This window comes from Dechloromonas hortensis, assembly GCF_009469765.1.
GTDB classification, from domain to species: domain Bacteria; phylum Pseudomonadota; class Gammaproteobacteria; order Burkholderiales; family Rhodocyclaceae; genus Azonexus; species Azonexus hortensis.
Map to the genome: position 1 here is coordinate 57,133 of NZ_SSSQ01000017.1, position 16,138 is coordinate 73,270.

A 16,138-nucleotide genomic window follows, 5' to 3' on the forward strand; every position below is an offset into this window, starting at 1 on the left:
GGAGTGGGCAGGGCCATGGAATGCCAAAGGAGCCTTGCCGTCGCGGCAAAGGTCTTGCTCGCAGCGCTGTTCTGCTGCCCGGTTGCCGGAAGCGGGGGCTTCGTGATGACGACAGGCCGGATGGGAGCTACTCCCCCTTGGGATATCTTGACTCTAGTGAAGGCCGGGGCCAGCTGTCAACCTTTCCCTAATGGCCCCGGCCTATACTTTGCAATGCGGACGTAACAATGGAGGCCCATGATGCCGATTTTCAACAGAGAGACGAGCATGGATTTGTTGCTGTGGCGCCACGCCGAAGCGGAGGATGGCGAGGACGACATGAAGCGCCGGCTGACCGAGCGCGGCGAGAAGCAGGCGCGCACCATGGGCGCCTGGATTCGCGCGCATCAACCGAAGGATCTGCGCATCATCGTCAGTCCGGCCGTGCGCACGCAACAGACGGCCGAAGCCCTGAAACTGCCCTTCGAGACCCATCGCAAGATCGGTCCCGAGGCCTGCGTTTCCGAACTGATCGCTGCTTCCGGCTGGCCGCAGGCCCCCGGTTCGGTCTTGATCATCGGCCACCAGCCCTCGCTTGGCCGTCTGGCTTCCTTGCTGCTCGCTGGACAGGAGGCGGACTGGAGCATCAAGAAGGGCGCCTTGTGGTGGTTGAGCAGCAGGGTCCGTCGGGGCGATAGCCAGACCGTGCTGCGGGCGATGATTCCGGTCGAATTGCTGGACTAGACAAGGGCACGGCTTAGGCGTGAAATAAGCTCTTTGGCATCGATCGATGGAGAGAGCATGGTTAGCAGAAAAAAGACAACAGCAAGCCAGCCGGCGGTTCCGGCCGTAGCCCCGAAGAAAGTCACCGCGCGGCCGCCGCGGCCGGTGGCCAGCGGTGATGTCGCCCCGGTCCTGAAGCAGCCGGCCATCGAGACCTTCAGCGTCAGTGCTGCGGTCGACGGTGCCCAGGAGGCAAAAATGGGCGCCATGCGCGACGTCATTGCCGGCCTGTCGAGTGAAGAGTCGGTCGCCTTGCTCAAGGGCCTGCTCAAGCAGCAAGGCGTCGTCACTGGTGACTTGCCGGTCAGTCCCGACGAGGAACTGGCCCGGGACTGGCGCGATGGCGGTTACCCCTACAAAAACCTGATGCAGCGCCGCAATTACGAGCGGCAGAAATACCGGCTGCAGGTTGAGTTGCTGAAGCTGCAGGCCTGGGTCAAGGAAACCGGGCAGAAAGTGGTGATCCTCTTCGAGGGGCGCGATGCGGCGGGCAAGGGCGGTACCATCAAGCGCTTCATGGAGCATCTCAATCCACGCGGTGCCCGCGTCGTGGCGCTGGAAAAGCCGAGCGAGATCGAGCGCGGCCAGTGGTATTTCCAGCGTTACGTGCAGCATCTGCCGACCAACGGCGAGATCGTGCTATTCGACCGCTCCTGGTACAACCGTTCCGGCGTCGAGCGGGTGATGGGATTCTGCAGCGATCAGGAATACGGCGAGTTCGTCCGTCAGGCCCCGGAGTTCGAGCGCATGCTGGCCCGCAACGGGACGCATCTGATCAAATTCTGGTTTTCGGTCAGCCGCGAGGAGCAGCGCCGCCGCTTCCGCGAACGCAAGGTGCATCCGCTGAAACAATGGAAGCTGTCGCCGATCGACATGGCTTCCCTCGACAAATGGGACGACTACACCAAGGCCAAGGAGGCGATGTTCTTCCACACCGACACCGCCGACGCGCCGTGGACGGTGATCAAGTCAAACTGCAAGAAGCGGGCGCGCCTCAATGCGATGCGCTACGTGCTGCACAAACTGCCGTACAACAACAAGGACACCGAGCGGATCGGCAATCTCGACCCGCTGATCGTCGGCCGCGCCAATGTCGTCTATGAGCGCGGCGAGCAGCAGGGGCTGCCGATCCTGTAATCAGCTGATGACGTAGGAGGCGCCACCGGTGGCGATGAGCAGGCCGGTTTCATTTTCCAGCGTCATCTGCACCGAAGCAATGCGGCCGCCGAGACGGGTGATCCGTCCGGTGGCGGTGAATTTTTTGCCGATGCCCTGATACAGGTAGTCGGTGCGCAGATCGATGGTGCCGATGCGGCCGAAGCGGTGGCCGACCTGTTCGGTTGTCTCGCTGTTGAATTTTTCGGCGACGGCGACCGTCACCGCCAGACCGCCGACGGTGTCGAGCACGGTGGCGATCACGCCGCCATGCAGGCGGCCATGCTGGTAATGGCCGATCAGTTCCTGGCGCATGGCGAAGCTGATCTGCGGCGCGGCCGGATCGAGGGATTCGACCTTGAAACCGAGCAGTTCGTTGAAGCAGAGCTTGTGCTCGAAAACATCGCGCAGGGCGGCTTCGAGACGGATTTGCTCCTCGGCGGAGCGGCGGGGTAGTTGGGTGGTGGCAGTCATCGCGTTCAATAGACATAAAAAAGGGCGACGGGGTTGCCGTCGCCCAAACCGAACGCTAGTTTAGCCTAGCGGGACTTACTTCTTGCGCGGGGCCGGCACATCGGTGCAGGTGCCGTGCGCCACTTCGGCCGCCATACCCACCGTTTCGCCCAGTGTCGGGTGCGGGTGGATGGTCTTGCCGATATCGACCGCGTCGCAGCCCATCTCGATGGCCAGGCAGACTTCGCCGATCATGTCGCCGGCGTTCGGGCCGACAATCGCCCCGCCGATGACGCGATGCGTTTCGGCATCGAAGATCAGCTTGGTGAAGCCGTACTCGGCACCGTTGGCAATGGCGCGACCGGAAGCCGCCCACGGGAACTTGGCGGACTCGACCTTGCGGCCTTCCTTCTTGGCCTGATCTTCGGTGTAGCCGACCCATGCCACTTCGGGGTGGGTGTAGGCGACGCCCGGGATCACGGTGGCATCGAACGCGGCCTTGTGACCGGCGGCGACTTCGGCCGCGACGTGCGCTTCATGCACCGCCTTGTGGGCCAGCATCGGATTGCCGACGACGTCGCCGATGGCGAAGATGTGCGGTACGTTGGTCCGCATCTGGGCATCGATGTTGATGAAACCACGGTCGGTGACGGCGACACCGGCTTTGTCGGCACCGATCTTCTTGCCGTTCGGCGCGCGGCCGGCGGCTTGCAGGATCATGTCGTACTTGACCGGTTCCGGTGACACCCCTTCGCCTTCGAAGGTGACGTAAAGACCGTCTTCCTTGGCGTCGACCGCAACGGTCTTGGTCTTCAGCATGATCTTGTCGAAACGGCTGGCGTTCTGCTTTTCCCAGACCTTGACGGCGTCGCGGTCGGGACCCTGCATCAGGCCATCCATCATTTCGACGACATCGACGCGAGCGCCGAGGGTCGAATAGACAGTCGCCATTTCGAGGCCGATGATGCCGCCGCCGATGACCAGCATCTTTTTCGGCACGAAGCGCAGTTCAAGCGCCCCGGTCGAGTCGACGATGCGTGGGTCCTTCGGGATGAAAGGCAGATGCACGGCGGCCGAACCGGCGGCGATGATGCATTTCTGGAACTTGATGACCTTCTTCGAACCAGTCTTGTCCTGGCCCGCGCCGTCAGTCACTTCGACCTCGATGTGATGCGGATCGAGGAAGGTGCCGAAACCGCGCACGATGTCGACCTTGCGGCCCTTGGCCATGCCGGCCAGACCGCCGGTCAGCTTGCCGACAACCTTGTCCTTGTGGGCGCGCAGCTTGTCGATATCGACTTGCGGCGCGGCGAAGGTGACGCCGAGATCGGCCGCGTGCTGGGCTTCTTCCATGACCGCGGCGACGTGCAGCAGTGCCTTGGACGGAATGCAGCCGACGTTGAGGCAGACGCCGCCGAGGGTGGCGTAACGCTCGACGATGACCGTCTTCATGCCGAGGTCGGCCGAGCGGAAGGCCGCCGAATAGCCGCCGGGGCCGGCGCCGAGGACGAGCATCTCGCACTCGATGTCGGCACCGCCGGCATGGCTGCCGGCCACCGGAGCGGCGACGGGCGCTGCCGCCGGGGGGGCGACTGCTGCGGTCGACTGTGCTGCAGGAGCAGAAACCGGCGCCGCAGCGGCGGCACCCGTTTCCACCTTGATCAGCAGGGCGCCTTCAGCCACCTTGGCGCCGAGCTGGACCAGCACTTCCTTGACCACGCCTTCGACCGGGCTCGGCACATCCATTGTCGCCTTGTCGGACTCCAGCGTGACGATGGCGTCGTCCACCTTGATGCTGTCGCCGACCTTGACGAACAGCTCGATGACCGGGACTTCGGCGAAATCGCCAATGTCGGGGACCTTGACTTCAATAATCTGGCTCATCGCATTCCCCTTAAACGATCATCCGGCGCATGTCGGCCAGCAGTTCGGCGACATAGACGTTGAAGCGGGTGGCCAGCGCACCGTCGATGACGCGATGGTCGGCAGTCAGCGACAGCGGCAGGGTCAGGCGCGGCACGAATTGCTTGCCGTCCCAAACCGGCTTCATCGCCGACTTGTTGACGCCGAGGATGGCAACTTCCGGCGCATTGACGATCGGTGCGAAGTAGGTGCCGCCGATGCCGCCCAGGCTGGAGATCGTGAAGCAGGCACCGGACATGTCGGCCGGCTTCAGCTTGCCGTCACGGGCCTGCTTGGCCAGTTCGCCGGATTCCTTGGCGATCTCGAAGACGCCCTTCTTGTCGGCGTTCTTGATCACCGGCACGACCAGGCCGTTCGGCGTGTCGGCCGCGAAGCCGATGTTGAAATACTTCTTCAGCACCAGGTTGTCGCCATCGAGCGAGGCATTGAATTCCGGGAAGCGCTGCATTGCCTTGACGCAAGCCTTGATCAGGAAGGCGAGCATGGTCAGCTTGTTGCCGGACTTCTCGTTTTCCTTGTTCAACTGAACGCGGAAGGCTTCCAGATCGGTGATGTCGGCATCTTCGTGATAAGTCACGGCCGGGATCATCACCCAGTTGCGCGACAGGTTCTGGCCGGAAATCTTCTTGATGCGCGACAGCGGCTTGACCTCGATCTCGCCGAACTTGCTGAAATCGACCTTCGGCCAGGGCAGCAGATCGAGCACGCCGCCACCGGTGACACCGCCAGCCGCCGGGGCGACCGGGCCGGAAATGGCGCCCGACATCACGCCCTTGACGTACTTGGTCAGGTCTTCCTTGACGATGCGGTTCTTCGGGCCGGTCGCCGGTACCTTGGCGAGATCGACGCCGAGTTCGCGGGCATAGGCACGGACCGACGGCGAGGCATGGACCTTGGCGCCGAGCGGCAGGGCCGGCGCTAGGGCGGCCGGGGCGACTGCTGCGGTCGACTGTGCTACGGGGGCAGAAACCGGGGCCGGGGCGGCAGCCACCGGGGCTGCAGCCTGGGCGACCGGCGCGGCGGCCGGTGCGGCAGCGCCGCTTTCGACCTTGATCAGCACAGCGCCTTCGCTCACCTTGGAGCCGAGCTGGACCAGCACTTCCTTGACCACACCGGCGACGGTGGACGGCACGTCCATCGTCGCCTTGTCGGATTCGAGCGTGACGATGGCGTCGTCGACCTTGATGCTGTCGCCGACCTTGACGAACAGTTCGATGACCGGAACGCTGTCGAAGTCGCCGATATCCGGCACCTTGACTTCAACCAGGCCACCGCCGGCAGCGGCGGCCGGCGCTGCTGCCACCGGCGCGGCAGCCGGGGCCGGGGCAGGAGCCGCCGCCTGGGCGGCCGGAGCCGGCGCAGCGGCAGCGGCGCCACCGGTTTCCACCTTGATCAGCAGCGCGCCTTCGGCGACCTTGGAACCGAGCTGGATCAGCACTTCCTTGACCACGCCTTCGACCGGCGACGGCACATCCATCGTCGCCTTGTCGGATTCGAGGGTAACGATGGCGTCGTCTACCTTGATGCTGTCGCCGACCTTGACGAACAGCTCGATGACCGGCACTTCGGCGAAGTCGCCGATATCGGGGACCTTGACTTCAATGATTTGGCTCATGTTGTCTCTCCCTGATTAAACCGACATCGGGTTGGGTTTGTTCGGGTCAAGGTTGTACTTGACCAGGGCAGCGGCGACCTTCTCGCGGGCGATCTCGCCGTTGTCGGCCAGCGCCTTCAAAGCGGCCAACGTCACCCAGTGACGATCGACTTCGAAGAAATGGCGCAGCTTCTCGCGGGTGTCCGAACGGCCGAAACCATCGGTGCCCAGCGTGACGTACGGTGCCTTGACGAACGGACGGATCTGCTCGGAGAACAGCTTGATGTAGTCGGTGGCGGCAATGACCGGACCCTTGGCGCCGGCCAGCTTTTCCTCGACGTGCGACAGCTTCGGTGCTTCGAGCGGGTGCAGCATGTTCCAGCGCTGAACATCCAGGCCGTTGCGGGCCAGTTCGTTCATGCTCGGGCAGCCCCACAGGTCGGCCTCGACGCCCCAGTCGTTCTTGAGCAGTTCGGCGGCAGCGATGACTTCGCGGAAGATGGTGCCGGAACCGAGCAGCTGGACGCGCGGGCCGGCCGATTCGCCACCCTTCTTGAACGCGTACATCCCCTTGATGATGTCGGCTTCCGCGCCCACCGGCATTTCCGGGTGCTCGTAGTTCTCGTTCATCACGGTGATGTAGTAGAAGACGTCTTCCTGCTCGACGTGCATGCGGCGCATGCCGTCCTGGGCGATGACGGCGACTTCGTACTGGAAGGTCGGGTCGTAGGAAATGCAGTTCGGGATCAGATTGGAGAGGATCAGGCTATGGCCGTCCTCGTGCTGCAGGCCTTCGCCGTTCAGTGTCGTGCGACCGGCGGTGCCGCCGATCAGGAAGCCGCGGGCGCGCTGGTCGCCAGCCGCCCAGCACAGGTCGAGAACGCGCTGCATGCCGAACATCGAATAGCAGATGTAGAACGGAATGGTCTGCACGCCATGCACCGAGTAGGCGGTGGCGGCGGCGATCCAGTCGCTCATCGCGCCGGATTCGTTGATCCCTTCCTGCAGTACCTGGCCGGTCTTCGATTCCTTGTAGAACATCAACTGGTCATGGTCTTCCGGCACATAGTTCTGGCCTTCCTGATTCCAGATGCCGACCGAGCGGAACATGCCTTCCATGCCGAAGGTGCGCGATTCGTCCGGCACGATGGGCACGACATTCTTGCCGACGTTCTTGTCCTTCAACAGCATGTTCATGATGCGGACGATGGCCATCGTCGTGGACAGTTCGCGGCCTTCGCCGGATGCCTTCAACAGCGCTTCGAACTTGTCGAGGCTGGGCACGGCCAGCGGCTCGGCCTTGCGGCGGCGCTGCGGCAGGAAGCCGCCGAGGTCCATGCGGCGCTGGCGCATGTACTTGTATTCCTCGGAATCTTCCGGGAAGGTCAGGTAGGGCAGTTCAGCCAGCTTGTCGTCCGGCACCGGCAGGGAGAAGCGGTCGCGGAAGCGGCCGATCTGCTCGATGTCCATTTTCTTCTGCTGGTGGGAAATGTTCATCGCTTCGCCGGCATCGCCCATGCCGAAGCCCTTGATGGTCTTGGCCAGGATCAGCGTCGGCTGGCCCTTGTGGGTGGTGGCGGCGTTGTAGGCGGCGAAGATCTTGAACAGGTCGTGGCCGCCGCGGTTCAGTTGCCAAATTTCGTCGTCGGTCCAATCGGCGACCAGTTCCTTGAGTTCCGGCGTGTTGAAGAAATGCTCGCGGACGTAGGCGCCGTTCTTGGCCTTGAAGGTCTGGTACTCGCCATCGACGCAATCCATCATGCGTTTCTTCAGGATGCCCTTCTTGTCGCGGGCGAACAGCGCATCCCAGTGGGTGCCCCAGATCAGCTTGACGACGTTCCAGCCGGCGCCGCGGAATTCGGCTTCCAGTTCCTGGATGATCTTGCCGTTGCCGCGCACCGGGCCGTCCAGGCGCTGCAGGTTGCAGTTGATGACGAAAATCAGGTTGTCCAGCTTCTCGCGACCGGCCATGCCGATGGCGCCGAGCGATTCGACTTCGTCGGTCTCGCCGTCGCCGAGGAAGGCCCACACCTTGCGATCACCGGCCTTGGCCAGGCCGCGCGAGTCGAGGTACTTCATGAAGCGGGCCTGGTAGATGGCCTGGATCGGGCCGAGGCCCATCGACACGGTCGGGAATTGCCAGAAGTCGGGCATCAGCCACGGGTGCGGGTAGGAGGAGATGCCCTTGCCGCCGGTTTCCTGGCGGAAGTTGTCCATCTGTTCCTGGGTGAAGCGGCCGAGCATGAAGGCGCGGGCATAGACGCCCGGTACCGAGTGGCCCTGGAAGAAAATCAGGTCGCCGCCATTGTCGGCGCTCGGCGCACGCCAGAAATGCGAATAGCCGACGTCGTACAGCGCGGCGGCGGAAGCGAAGGAGGCGATGTGGCCGCCGACGTTGGTTTCCTTGTTGGCGCGAACGACCATGGCCATCGCGTTCCAGCGGATATAGGAGTGAATCTTGATTTCCATGTCGGCATTGCCCGGGTACTTGGGCTGCTTATCGACCGGAATGGTGTTGATGTATTCGGTATTGGCCGAGTAGGGGATGTCGACCCCCTGCAGGCGGGCCTGGCCGATCACTTTTTCAATCAGGTAGTGGGCGCGGGTCGGGCCTTCTTGTGAAATGACGCCATCGAGGGCGTCAATCCATTCTTTGGTTTCCTGCGGATCTACGTCAGCAGGGTCAAGCAGGGCGTTCGGCTGATCGGCCATGGTTTGTCTCCTAGGTTGGATTTCATTTTGTTTTGCCTGTTGAGCAAAACAACTCTAGCTCTTTATGGGTCGCTTCGCGAGCCCGTGTTTACACCTACATGCTATTCCGCATTGTAAAAACAAACTTCGCATCGTGCAATATTGGGAGTATCCCTAATGCAATATTTTTTGCGCACAAAGTGAAACAAAACTAAAAGACGAAATCAGTTGCGCTGTATCAAATTGCGCTTTGGGCGGCTCCCTATAATCGAAGGTTTTCGTATTGATGACGGGAGCACCCATGGCAGCAGTGATGCCAGCGCCGGCGGCGAGCCGCCTACTTTTATCCGGTAACGAAGCGGTCGCCCGCGCCGTCTGGGAGGCAGGCGTCAAGGTCGCCGCGGCCTATCCGGGGACGCCATCGACCGAGATGCTGGAAGTCATATCGACCTACCCGGACCTCTACGCCGAGTGGTCGGTCAATGAGAAGGTTTCGCTGGAAGTGGCGATCGGCGCCGCCTATGCCGGTTCGCGCGCCTTCTGCTGCATGAAGCATGTCGGCATGAATGTCGCCTCCGACGCGCTGATGACGCTGACCCTGACCGGCGTCATCGGCGGCCTGGTCATTGCCATTGCCGACGACGTCGGCCTGTCGTCGTCACAGAACGAGCAGGACTCGCGCTACTGGGGGCGCTTCGCGCACGTGCCGGTATTCGAGCCGGCCGATTCGCAGGAGGCCTACGCGATGACGCTGGCCGCCTACGAACTGTCGGAGAAATTCCAGGTGCCGGTCATCCTGCGCATGACGACGCGGATCAATCATGTCAAGTCGCTGGTCCAGGTTGGTGAGCGTGTACCGCACGTTGGGGCCGGCTTCAGGAAGGAACCGGGGCGCTTCGTCATGGTGCCGGGCAATGCCGGCAAGCGTATTCCGCTGATGTTCAAGCGTGACAGCGAATTGCGGGCACTGGCTGAAATCTCGGCACTGAACTTCATCGAGCCGGGAGCGGATCGCCGTCTCGGTTTCATCGCCTCCGGCCCGGCCTACATGCACGTCAAGGAATCCTTCCCGGAAGCGCCGGTGCTCAAACTTGGCTTCTCCTGGCCGGTGCCGTTCGAGAAATGTCGCGAATTGGCGGCGCTGGTTGATCAGGTGGTGGTGGTCGAGGAAGTCGAACCGCTGGTCGAGACCGAATTGAAGGCGCAGGGCCTGAATGTGATCGGCAAGGAAATCCTGCCGTTGCAGGGTGAGTTGGCGCCGAACGTGCTGAAGCCGGCCATCGCCCGCCTGCTCGGCGAACAAGTGCCGGCCGCGCAAGCCATCGCGCCAATGCAGGTTTTCCCGCGCCCGCCGACGATGTGCGTCGCCTGTCCGCACCTCGGTGTCTATTACACGCTGTCGCAGGTGCGCAACCTGACCATTTCCGGCGATATCGGCTGTTACACGCTGGGCGCCGGTCATCCGTGGAATGCACTCGATACCTGCGTCTCGATGGGCGCCTCGATGGGCATGGCGCTCGGCCTCGACAAGGGGCGCGGCGAGGCCGACAAGGACAAGCGGATCGTTGCCGTGATCGGCGACTCGACCTTCCTGCACATGGGCATGCAGGGCCTGCTCGACATGGTGTACAACAAGGGCAATGTCACCGTGCTGCTGCTCGACAACCGCGCCGTCGGCATGACCGGCGGCCAGGACAACCCAGGCAATGGGCGGGATATATATGGCGATGATGCGCCGCGCGTCGATTTCGCCAAGCTGGTGGCGGCGCTCGGTGTCAAGGAAGAGCGCATTCATACGGTCAACCCCTATGAATTGCCGGTTTTGTTCAAGACCATCCGCGACGAGGTCAAGGTACCGGAAGTGTCGGTCATCATCACCGACCAGCCCTGCGTGTTGATCAAGGATTACCACAAGCTGAAACCCTTCGAGGTGATCGAAGACAGGTGCACCGGTTGCGGCAACTGCATCGATGTCGGCTGCCCGGCCATCCATGTCACGCGGCGGGCCAAGGAAATCAAGCCGAGCGGTCGCGAAGTCGATCTCGCCTTCGTCCGCATTGAAAGCTCGGTGTGTACCGGCTGTACGCTGTGCGTCCAGCCCTGCGCGCCGGGGGCGATCGTTCATTACGCGCCGGTGTCGCCGATCCAACTCGTCAAGAAAGGCTGTCCGGCATGAGTGCAACGACCAATATCCTCGTTGTCGGTATCGGCGGCCAGGGTGTCATGACGGCGACTGAAATCCTCGCCGAAGCAGCCATCGCTCTCGGTCACGATGCCAAGAAGACGGAAGTGGCCGGCATGGCGCAACGTGGCGGGGTGGTTTCCTCGCACCTGCGTTTCGGCCAGAAGGTGCTGTCGCCGCAGATTACGCCGGGCACGGCCGATGTGCTGCTCGGTTTCGAATCGGCCGAAGCGATGCGCTGGCAGCACATGTTGCGGCCGGGTGGTATCACGTTGATGAATACGGCCCGGCTGGTGCCGCCGGTGGTCGAACTCGGCTTGTTCGATTATCCGGCCGACCCGCTCGGCGAAATCAGGAAGAGCGGCAACAAGGTCGTCGCCTTCGACGCGACGACGATTGCCCAGGAACTCGGCGACATCCGGCTCGGCAATACCGTGATGCTCGGCGCCATCGCCGATCATCTGCCGTTTTCGGCCGAAACGCTACTCGCCTGTGTTCTCCAGCGTTTTCAGCGCAAGGGCGAAAAACTGGTCGAGCTGAACCGGCGGGCTTTTGCCGCCGGACGGGCCGCGGTTGGCGAAGCTGAGGCTGCCTTGGCGTAATCTGATAAAATGCGCGCCAATTCAAAGGGAAAGGCCTTCGCCTTTCCCCTTTTCTTTTTTGTTGGATGCGACGATGACGGCACAAATTATCGACGGTAAGGCCCTGGCCGAGGAACTTCGCCAGAGCTTCAAGGCCCGTGTGGAAGCGCTGGCTGCCAAGGGTCACCGGCCCGGCCTGGTGGTTATTCTGGTCGGTGAAGACCCGGCTTCCGAGGTCTATGTACGCAACAAGGTCAATGGTTGCCTGGCCATCGGCATGCACTCCGAGAAGATCACTTACGATGCTGCGGTCGACCAGACCACGGTGCTGAAAAAGATCGCCGAACTGAATGCCGACCCGAATATCCACGGCATCCTCGTTCAGTTGCCGCTGCCCAAGCATTTCGATGAAGAAGCCGTGCTCGAAGCGATTGCCGCCGAGAAGGATGTCGATGGTTTCCACGCCGAAAACGTCGGCGCGCTGGCCCAGGGCAATCCGCGCTTCATCCCCTGCACGCCGTATGGCGTAATGAAGATGTTCGAGAAGGGCAACGTCGACCTGACCGGTCAGGAAGCCGTGGTCATCGGCCGCTCCAACATCGTCGGTAAACCCATGGCGCTGTTGCTGATCAATGCCGGCGCCACGGTCACCGTCTGCAATTCGCGCACCAAAGACCTGCTGGCCCATACCCGTCGCGCCGACATTTTGGTCGCTGCTGTCGGCAAGCCGCGTTTCGTCACCGCCGACATGGTCAAGCCGGGTGCCGTCGTCATCGACGTTGGCATCAACCGTCTGCCCGACGGTAAACTCTGTGGTGACGTCGATTTTGATGGCTGCAAGGAAGTTGCCGGCCAGATCACGCCGGTGCCGGGTGGCGTCGGTCCGATGACCATCACCATGTTGCTCGCCAACACCATCGAAGCCGCCGAACGAAAGGCCGGACTATGAGCAATCATCAGCCGCTGATCGGCGTTGTCATGGGCTCCGATTCCGATTGGCCGACCATGCAGGCCGCCGCCGTGATTCTCAAGGAATTCGGCGTGCCCTTTGAAAGCCGTGTCGTCTCGGCGCACCGCACGCCGGATCTGCTCTTCGATTACGCCGCGATGGCGGGCGAGCGCGGTCTCAAGGCGATCATCGCCGGCGCCGGTGGCGCCGCCCACCTGCCGGGCATGCTAGCCGCCAAGACCATCGTCCCGGTACTCGGTGTGCCGGTCCAGTCGAAGGCGCTCTCTGGCGTTGATTCGCTGCATTCCATTGTCCAGATGCCGAAGGGCATTCCGGTCGCCACCTTCGCCATCGGCGAAGCCGGCGCCGCCAACGCGGCCTTGTTCGCCGTCGCCATGCTGGCCAATGACAACCCGGAATTGAACGCCAAATTGCAGGCTTTCCGCCAGGCTCAGACCGAAAAGGTGCTGGCCATGAAATTGCCGGAAGTATAAGGATGTCGTCGACAATGATCCTGCCGCCCGCCACGCTGGGCATGCTCGGGGGCGGTCAGCTCGGCCGCTTCTTTGTGACGGCTGCCCACGAAATGGGCTACCAGGTTTGGGTGCTCGACCCGGACAAGAATTCCCCGGCTGCTCAGATCGCCGAACGCCATTTCTGCGTCTCTTATGATGACTACGCGGCGCTCGATGAATTTGCCAACGGCTGCGCGGCGATCACCACCGAATTCGAGAACGTTCCGGCTGCTACGCTGGATTACCTCGCCAAGTTCGTGCCGGTGCGTCCGTCGGCAGCGGCGGTTGCCGTCTGCCAGAACCGCATCGCCGAAAAATCCTTCCTGCGCGACAACGGTCTGCCGCACGGTCCGTTTGCCGCGATCAATTGCGAAGACGATATCCGCAATGCCGACCTGGCGTTGTTCCCGGCCATCCTGAAAGTCGCCCGCTTCGGCTACGACGGCAAGGGGCAAGTCACGGTCAACAACCGCGAAGAAGCGCTTTTGGCTTTCGGCCAGTTCAAGGGCGAGCATTGCGTCCTCGAACAGCGCCTAACGCTCGATTACGAAGTTTCCGTCGTCCTCGCCCGTGACGAGCGCGGCCAGGTGCAATGCTTCCCGACCGGTGAAAACCAGCACACCAAGGGCATTCTCGATGTCTCCATCGTGCCGGCACGGACCACCGGTTGCGTCCGTGGCGAAGCCGAGGAGGTCGCTGCGCGCATCGCCGAAAAGCTCGGCTATATCGGCACCATGGGTGTTGAGTTCTTCATCTGCCGTGGCCAGTTGATCGTCAATGAAATGGCGCCTCGGCCCCACAACAGCGGTCACTACACCATCGATGCCTGCGTCACCAATCAGTTCGAGCAACAGGTTCGCGCGCTGTGCGGTTTGCCGCTCGGCGAAGCACGTGCTCACTCGGCTTCGGTGATGGTCAATCTGCTCGGCGACCTCTGGTATGACGGTGAAACCTACCGCGAGCCGGACTGGACCACGCTGTATGCGATCCCCAATCTGAAGCTACATCTCTATGGCAAGCATCACGCTCGTCCGGGGCGCAAGATGGGCCACTTCACGGTGATCGGCGACAACGCCGAGGCGGTGCAGAAAACCGCGCTGGCCGCCCGTGCCGCCATTGGCATCAAGGACGAATGACGCCTTCGGACGCCGATTACGCCCGCGCCATCGAGTTGTTGCGCGCCGGCGAACTGGTCGCCATTCCGACCGAGACGGTTTACGGCCTGGGGGCGGATGCCGCCAACCCGGCCGCCGTCGCCAAGATTTTCGCCGCCAAGGGACGGCCGGCCGATCATCCGCTGATCGTCCATCTCGCCGGGCATGATGCGGTCGACCACTGGGCCGAGCAGGTTCCTGCTGTTGCCTGGGAATTGATGGAAACCTTCTGGCCCGGCCCGCTGACCCTGATCCTGAAAAAGCAGGCCTGGGTGCCCGATGCGGTAACCGGTGGCCAGGATACCGTCGGCTTGCGGGTGCCGGGTCATCCGGTTGCCCTCAAGTTGTTGCGCCGCTTTGCTGCGGTGGCGGGGGAGCATGCCGGTATCGCCGCGCCGTCGGCCAACCGCTTCGGGAGGATCAGTCCAACCACTGCGGCGCATGTTCAAGAAGAGCTGGGTGATCAAGTGCCGCTGATTCTTGATGGTGGCGCCTGCAAGGTGGGCATCGAGTCGACGATCGTCGATTGTTCGCGAGGGCAGCCGGTCGTGCTGCGCCCCGGGCATATCGGCCCGACCCATCTGGAGGCGGTGCTCGGTCTGGTCCCTTTGTTTGAAACGGCGACTGGCGCGCCGCGGGTCTCCGGGTCGCTTGAAGCTCATTACGCCCCGCAAACGCCAATGCGCCTGGTTGGTAGCGAACGCCTGCTTGATTTCCTCAATGCCCAGCGCCACAAAGGCGGGCGTTGCGGCGTCATTTGCCACAGCCAGCCACCGCAAGCCGGCTTCCCCCATTGCTGGCGCATGCTCCCGGCTGACCCGGTCTGCTATGCGCATGAACTGTATGCAGCGCTGCGCGAAATGGATCATGCCGGCGTCGATCTGATTGCCGTTGAGGCTTTGCCGGCCGAACAAGTGTGGGCTGCGGTCGCCGACCGCTTGCGGCGAGCAGCGGCGGGTGCCGGTCAGGGCTGAGTGCCTATATCTCCAATAGGTGCTCGAGCTTGGCGGCGCAGATAAAATCGTTTTCCGACAAGCCGCCGATGGCATGGGTCGAGTAGCTCACCCGGCAATCCTTGTAACCAACCCGTAGTTCGGGATGGTGGTTTTCCCGGTGAGATACCCAGGCAATCGCATTTACAAAGGCCATCGTTTCATAGTGGTTCTTGAAATTGAAGGTCTTTTCAATTTGCTGCTCACTGAGCTTCCATCCGGGGAGCGAGAGCAGCAGCGATTCGGCGGTGGCCGGGTCAAGGGCAGCGGTGCCGCCTTCGCAGGGTTGGCAACGGCGCTCGGCGATGTCGCAAAGACTCATTGGTTTTCCTCTTGCGCTAATTGGCTGTCTATATAAGAACCCCTTGCCCTGGGTTGGTTCAAAACCAGGAAGCCCCGCTGAGATTGCCTTTGATAAGCGAATTGGAGTGAGATAGAATCTCTGCGCGTTGGGGGGGTAGCTCAGTTGGGAGAGCGCCGCGTTCGCAATGCGGAGGTCGTGAGTTCGATCCTCATCCTCTCCACCACCAAACTCGATAAAAAGGCCTGATGATTCAGGCCTTTTTGCTTTTCTTTCTTGGAGGTGGTTTATGGATAAGCTGAAAACAGCCCTGAGTCTCCATGATGCAGCCCGGCTTATTGCGCCAGGGCTGACTTCTGAGCACGAGGCGGAAGTCATGCTGGCGCGGGCAATTGAACACAACGAACTGGCGGCTAGTGTCAAACGGTGGGCAACCGAGCAGTGGGAGGGCAAACAATTGCCCGGCAATATCAATCGTCTGGAAACCTTCATTGAGCGAGATGAGCTGGATCGCTGGCTTGAAACAGCGGCAAAGGCTGGTCGCTAGATACGGTGCCAGTGAGAGCCGATTCAGATGTGCCGGATTTCGCTTTATTAAGGTTGGTGTTGAAAGTGGTTGACGAAGGTTCGGGCGTGTATATAATGCGCACCTCTTCAGCGGCGCCGGGGCTTCCCGGGGTGGTTGAAGGGTGAAGTGGAAGTAAAGGGCGGTGAAAAAGATTTGAAGAAAAGCTTGACGGTTTGTAAGAAGTTCTTCATAATCTCGCCTCTCTGCTGCAGACGAAGTGAAAACGACGGCGCGGCGGAATTGATCTTTAACAACTTGAACAACCGATAGGTGTGGGTGCCTTGATGCTAGCAACGCAAGTTGCACAAAAGTATTAAA

General features: G+C 61.9%; 14 protein-coding genes and 1 tRNA gene. 10 read left to right on the plus strand and 5 right to left on the minus strand.

All coding sequences use genetic code 11. The annotated features are described in order from the left end of the window. Nucleotides 1-267 precede the first annotated feature (267 nt). Complete coding sequence (locus GH663_RS19495) at nucleotides 268-723, plus strand: SixA phosphatase family protein (RefSeq protein ID WP_066885088.1); 456 nt, start codon at nucleotides 268-270, stop codon at nucleotides 721-723. 57 nt (nucleotides 724-780) lie between these two features. After that, a complete protein-coding gene (gene ppk2 / locus GH663_RS19500; protein WP_153133265.1) occupies nucleotides 781-1,899 on the plus strand; it encodes a polyphosphate kinase 2 in 1,119 nt (372 codons plus the stop codon). On the opposite strand, the gene GH663_RS19505 is transcribed toward ppk2, so the two are convergent. From GH663_RS19505 to aceE, 4 genes are all read right to left on the minus strand, one after another. Next, nucleotides 1,900-2,391 carry a thioesterase family protein gene (locus GH663_RS19505; protein ID WP_153133266.1) on the minus strand — a complete coding sequence of 164 codons (492 nt, stop codon included), beginning with the start codon at nucleotides 2,389-2,391 and terminating at the stop codon, nucleotides 1,900-1,902. A gap of 75 nt (nucleotides 2,392-2,466) precedes the next feature. Beyond that, nucleotides 2,467-4,254 (minus strand): dihydrolipoyl dehydrogenase, encoded by a 1,788-nt coding sequence (gene lpdA, locus GH663_RS19510; protein WP_153133267.1) that lies wholly within the window; start codon nucleotides 4,252-4,254, stop codon nucleotides 2,467-2,469. Between the two features lie 10 nt (nucleotides 4,255-4,264). Next, entirely contained in the window at nucleotides 4,265-5,908 is a 1,644-nt protein-coding gene (aceF, locus tag GH663_RS19515; RefSeq protein ID WP_153133268.1) for a dihydrolipoyllysine-residue acetyltransferase, read from the minus strand. Between the two features lie 15 nt (nucleotides 5,909-5,923). Continuing rightward, nucleotides 5,924-8,599, minus strand: coding sequence for a pyruvate dehydrogenase (acetyl-transferring), homodimeric type (aceE, locus tag GH663_RS19520; protein WP_066885078.1), 2,676 nt, complete (start codon nucleotides 8,597-8,599; stop codon nucleotides 5,924-5,926). A gap of 280 nt (nucleotides 8,600-8,879) precedes the next feature. Here aceE and GH663_RS19525 point away from each other — a divergent pair, with 280 nt between their 5' ends. The 6 genes from GH663_RS19525 to GH663_RS19550 all read left to right on the plus strand — a co-directional run bounded on the left by GH663_RS19525 (nucleotide 8,880) and on the right by GH663_RS19550 (nucleotide 14,933). Next, nucleotides 8,880-10,754, plus strand: coding sequence for a thiamine pyrophosphate-dependent enzyme (locus GH663_RS19525; protein WP_153133269.1), 1,875 nt, complete (start codon nucleotides 8,880-8,882; stop codon nucleotides 10,752-10,754). After that, the gene (locus GH663_RS19530) at nucleotides 10,751-11,362 is read left to right on the plus strand and encodes an indolepyruvate oxidoreductase subunit beta (protein WP_153133270.1); all 612 of its coding nucleotides are present in this window, start codon (nucleotides 10,751-10,753) and stop codon (nucleotides 11,360-11,362) included. Before GH663_RS19525 ends, GH663_RS19530 begins: the two co-directional genes overlap by 4 nt. A gap of 73 nt (nucleotides 11,363-11,435) precedes the next feature. Then, complete coding sequence (gene folD, locus GH663_RS19535) at nucleotides 11,436-12,290, plus strand: bifunctional methylenetetrahydrofolate dehydrogenase/methenyltetrahydrofolate cyclohydrolase FolD (protein ID WP_066886411.1); 855 nt, start codon at nucleotides 11,436-11,438, stop codon at nucleotides 12,288-12,290. Then, nucleotides 12,287-12,784 (plus strand): 5-(carboxyamino)imidazole ribonucleotide mutase, encoded by a 498-nt coding sequence (purE, locus tag GH663_RS19540; protein ID WP_066885069.1) that lies wholly within the window; start codon nucleotides 12,287-12,289, stop codon nucleotides 12,782-12,784. Before folD ends, purE begins: the two co-directional genes overlap by 4 nt. 14 nt (nucleotides 12,785-12,798) lie before the next feature. Next, nucleotides 12,799-13,941 (plus strand): 5-(carboxyamino)imidazole ribonucleotide synthase, encoded by a 1,143-nt coding sequence (locus GH663_RS19545; protein ID WP_153133271.1) that lies wholly within the window; start codon nucleotides 12,799-12,801, stop codon nucleotides 13,939-13,941. Then, complete coding sequence (locus GH663_RS19550; RefSeq protein ID WP_153133272.1) at nucleotides 13,938-14,933, plus strand: L-threonylcarbamoyladenylate synthase; 996 nt, start codon at nucleotides 13,938-13,940, stop codon at nucleotides 14,931-14,933. The genes GH663_RS19545 and GH663_RS19550 overlap by 4 nt, the downstream gene beginning before the upstream one ends. A gap of 4 nt (nucleotides 14,934-14,937) precedes the next feature. Here GH663_RS19550 and GH663_RS19555 read toward each other — a convergent pair whose 3' ends face one another. Continuing rightward, a complete protein-coding gene (locus tag GH663_RS19555) occupies nucleotides 14,938-15,273 on the minus strand; it encodes a 4a-hydroxytetrahydrobiopterin dehydratase (RefSeq protein WP_153133273.1) in 336 nt (111 codons plus the stop codon). A 129-nt stretch (nucleotides 15,274-15,402) separates the two neighbouring features. On the opposite strand from GH663_RS19555, the gene GH663_RS19560 reads away from it, so the two are divergent. Together GH663_RS19560 and GH663_RS19565 are read left to right on the plus strand one after the other, a co-directional pair. Beyond that, nucleotides 15,403-15,478: transfer RNA gene (locus GH663_RS19560), tRNA-Ala, on the plus strand. Nucleotides 15,479-15,541: 63 nt separating this feature from the next. Next, nucleotides 15,542-15,799 carry a hypothetical protein gene (locus GH663_RS19565; RefSeq protein ID WP_066885060.1) on the plus strand — a complete coding sequence of 86 codons (258 nt, stop codon included), beginning with the start codon at nucleotides 15,542-15,544 and terminating at the stop codon, nucleotides 15,797-15,799. Nucleotides 15,800-16,138 lie beyond the last annotated feature (339 nt).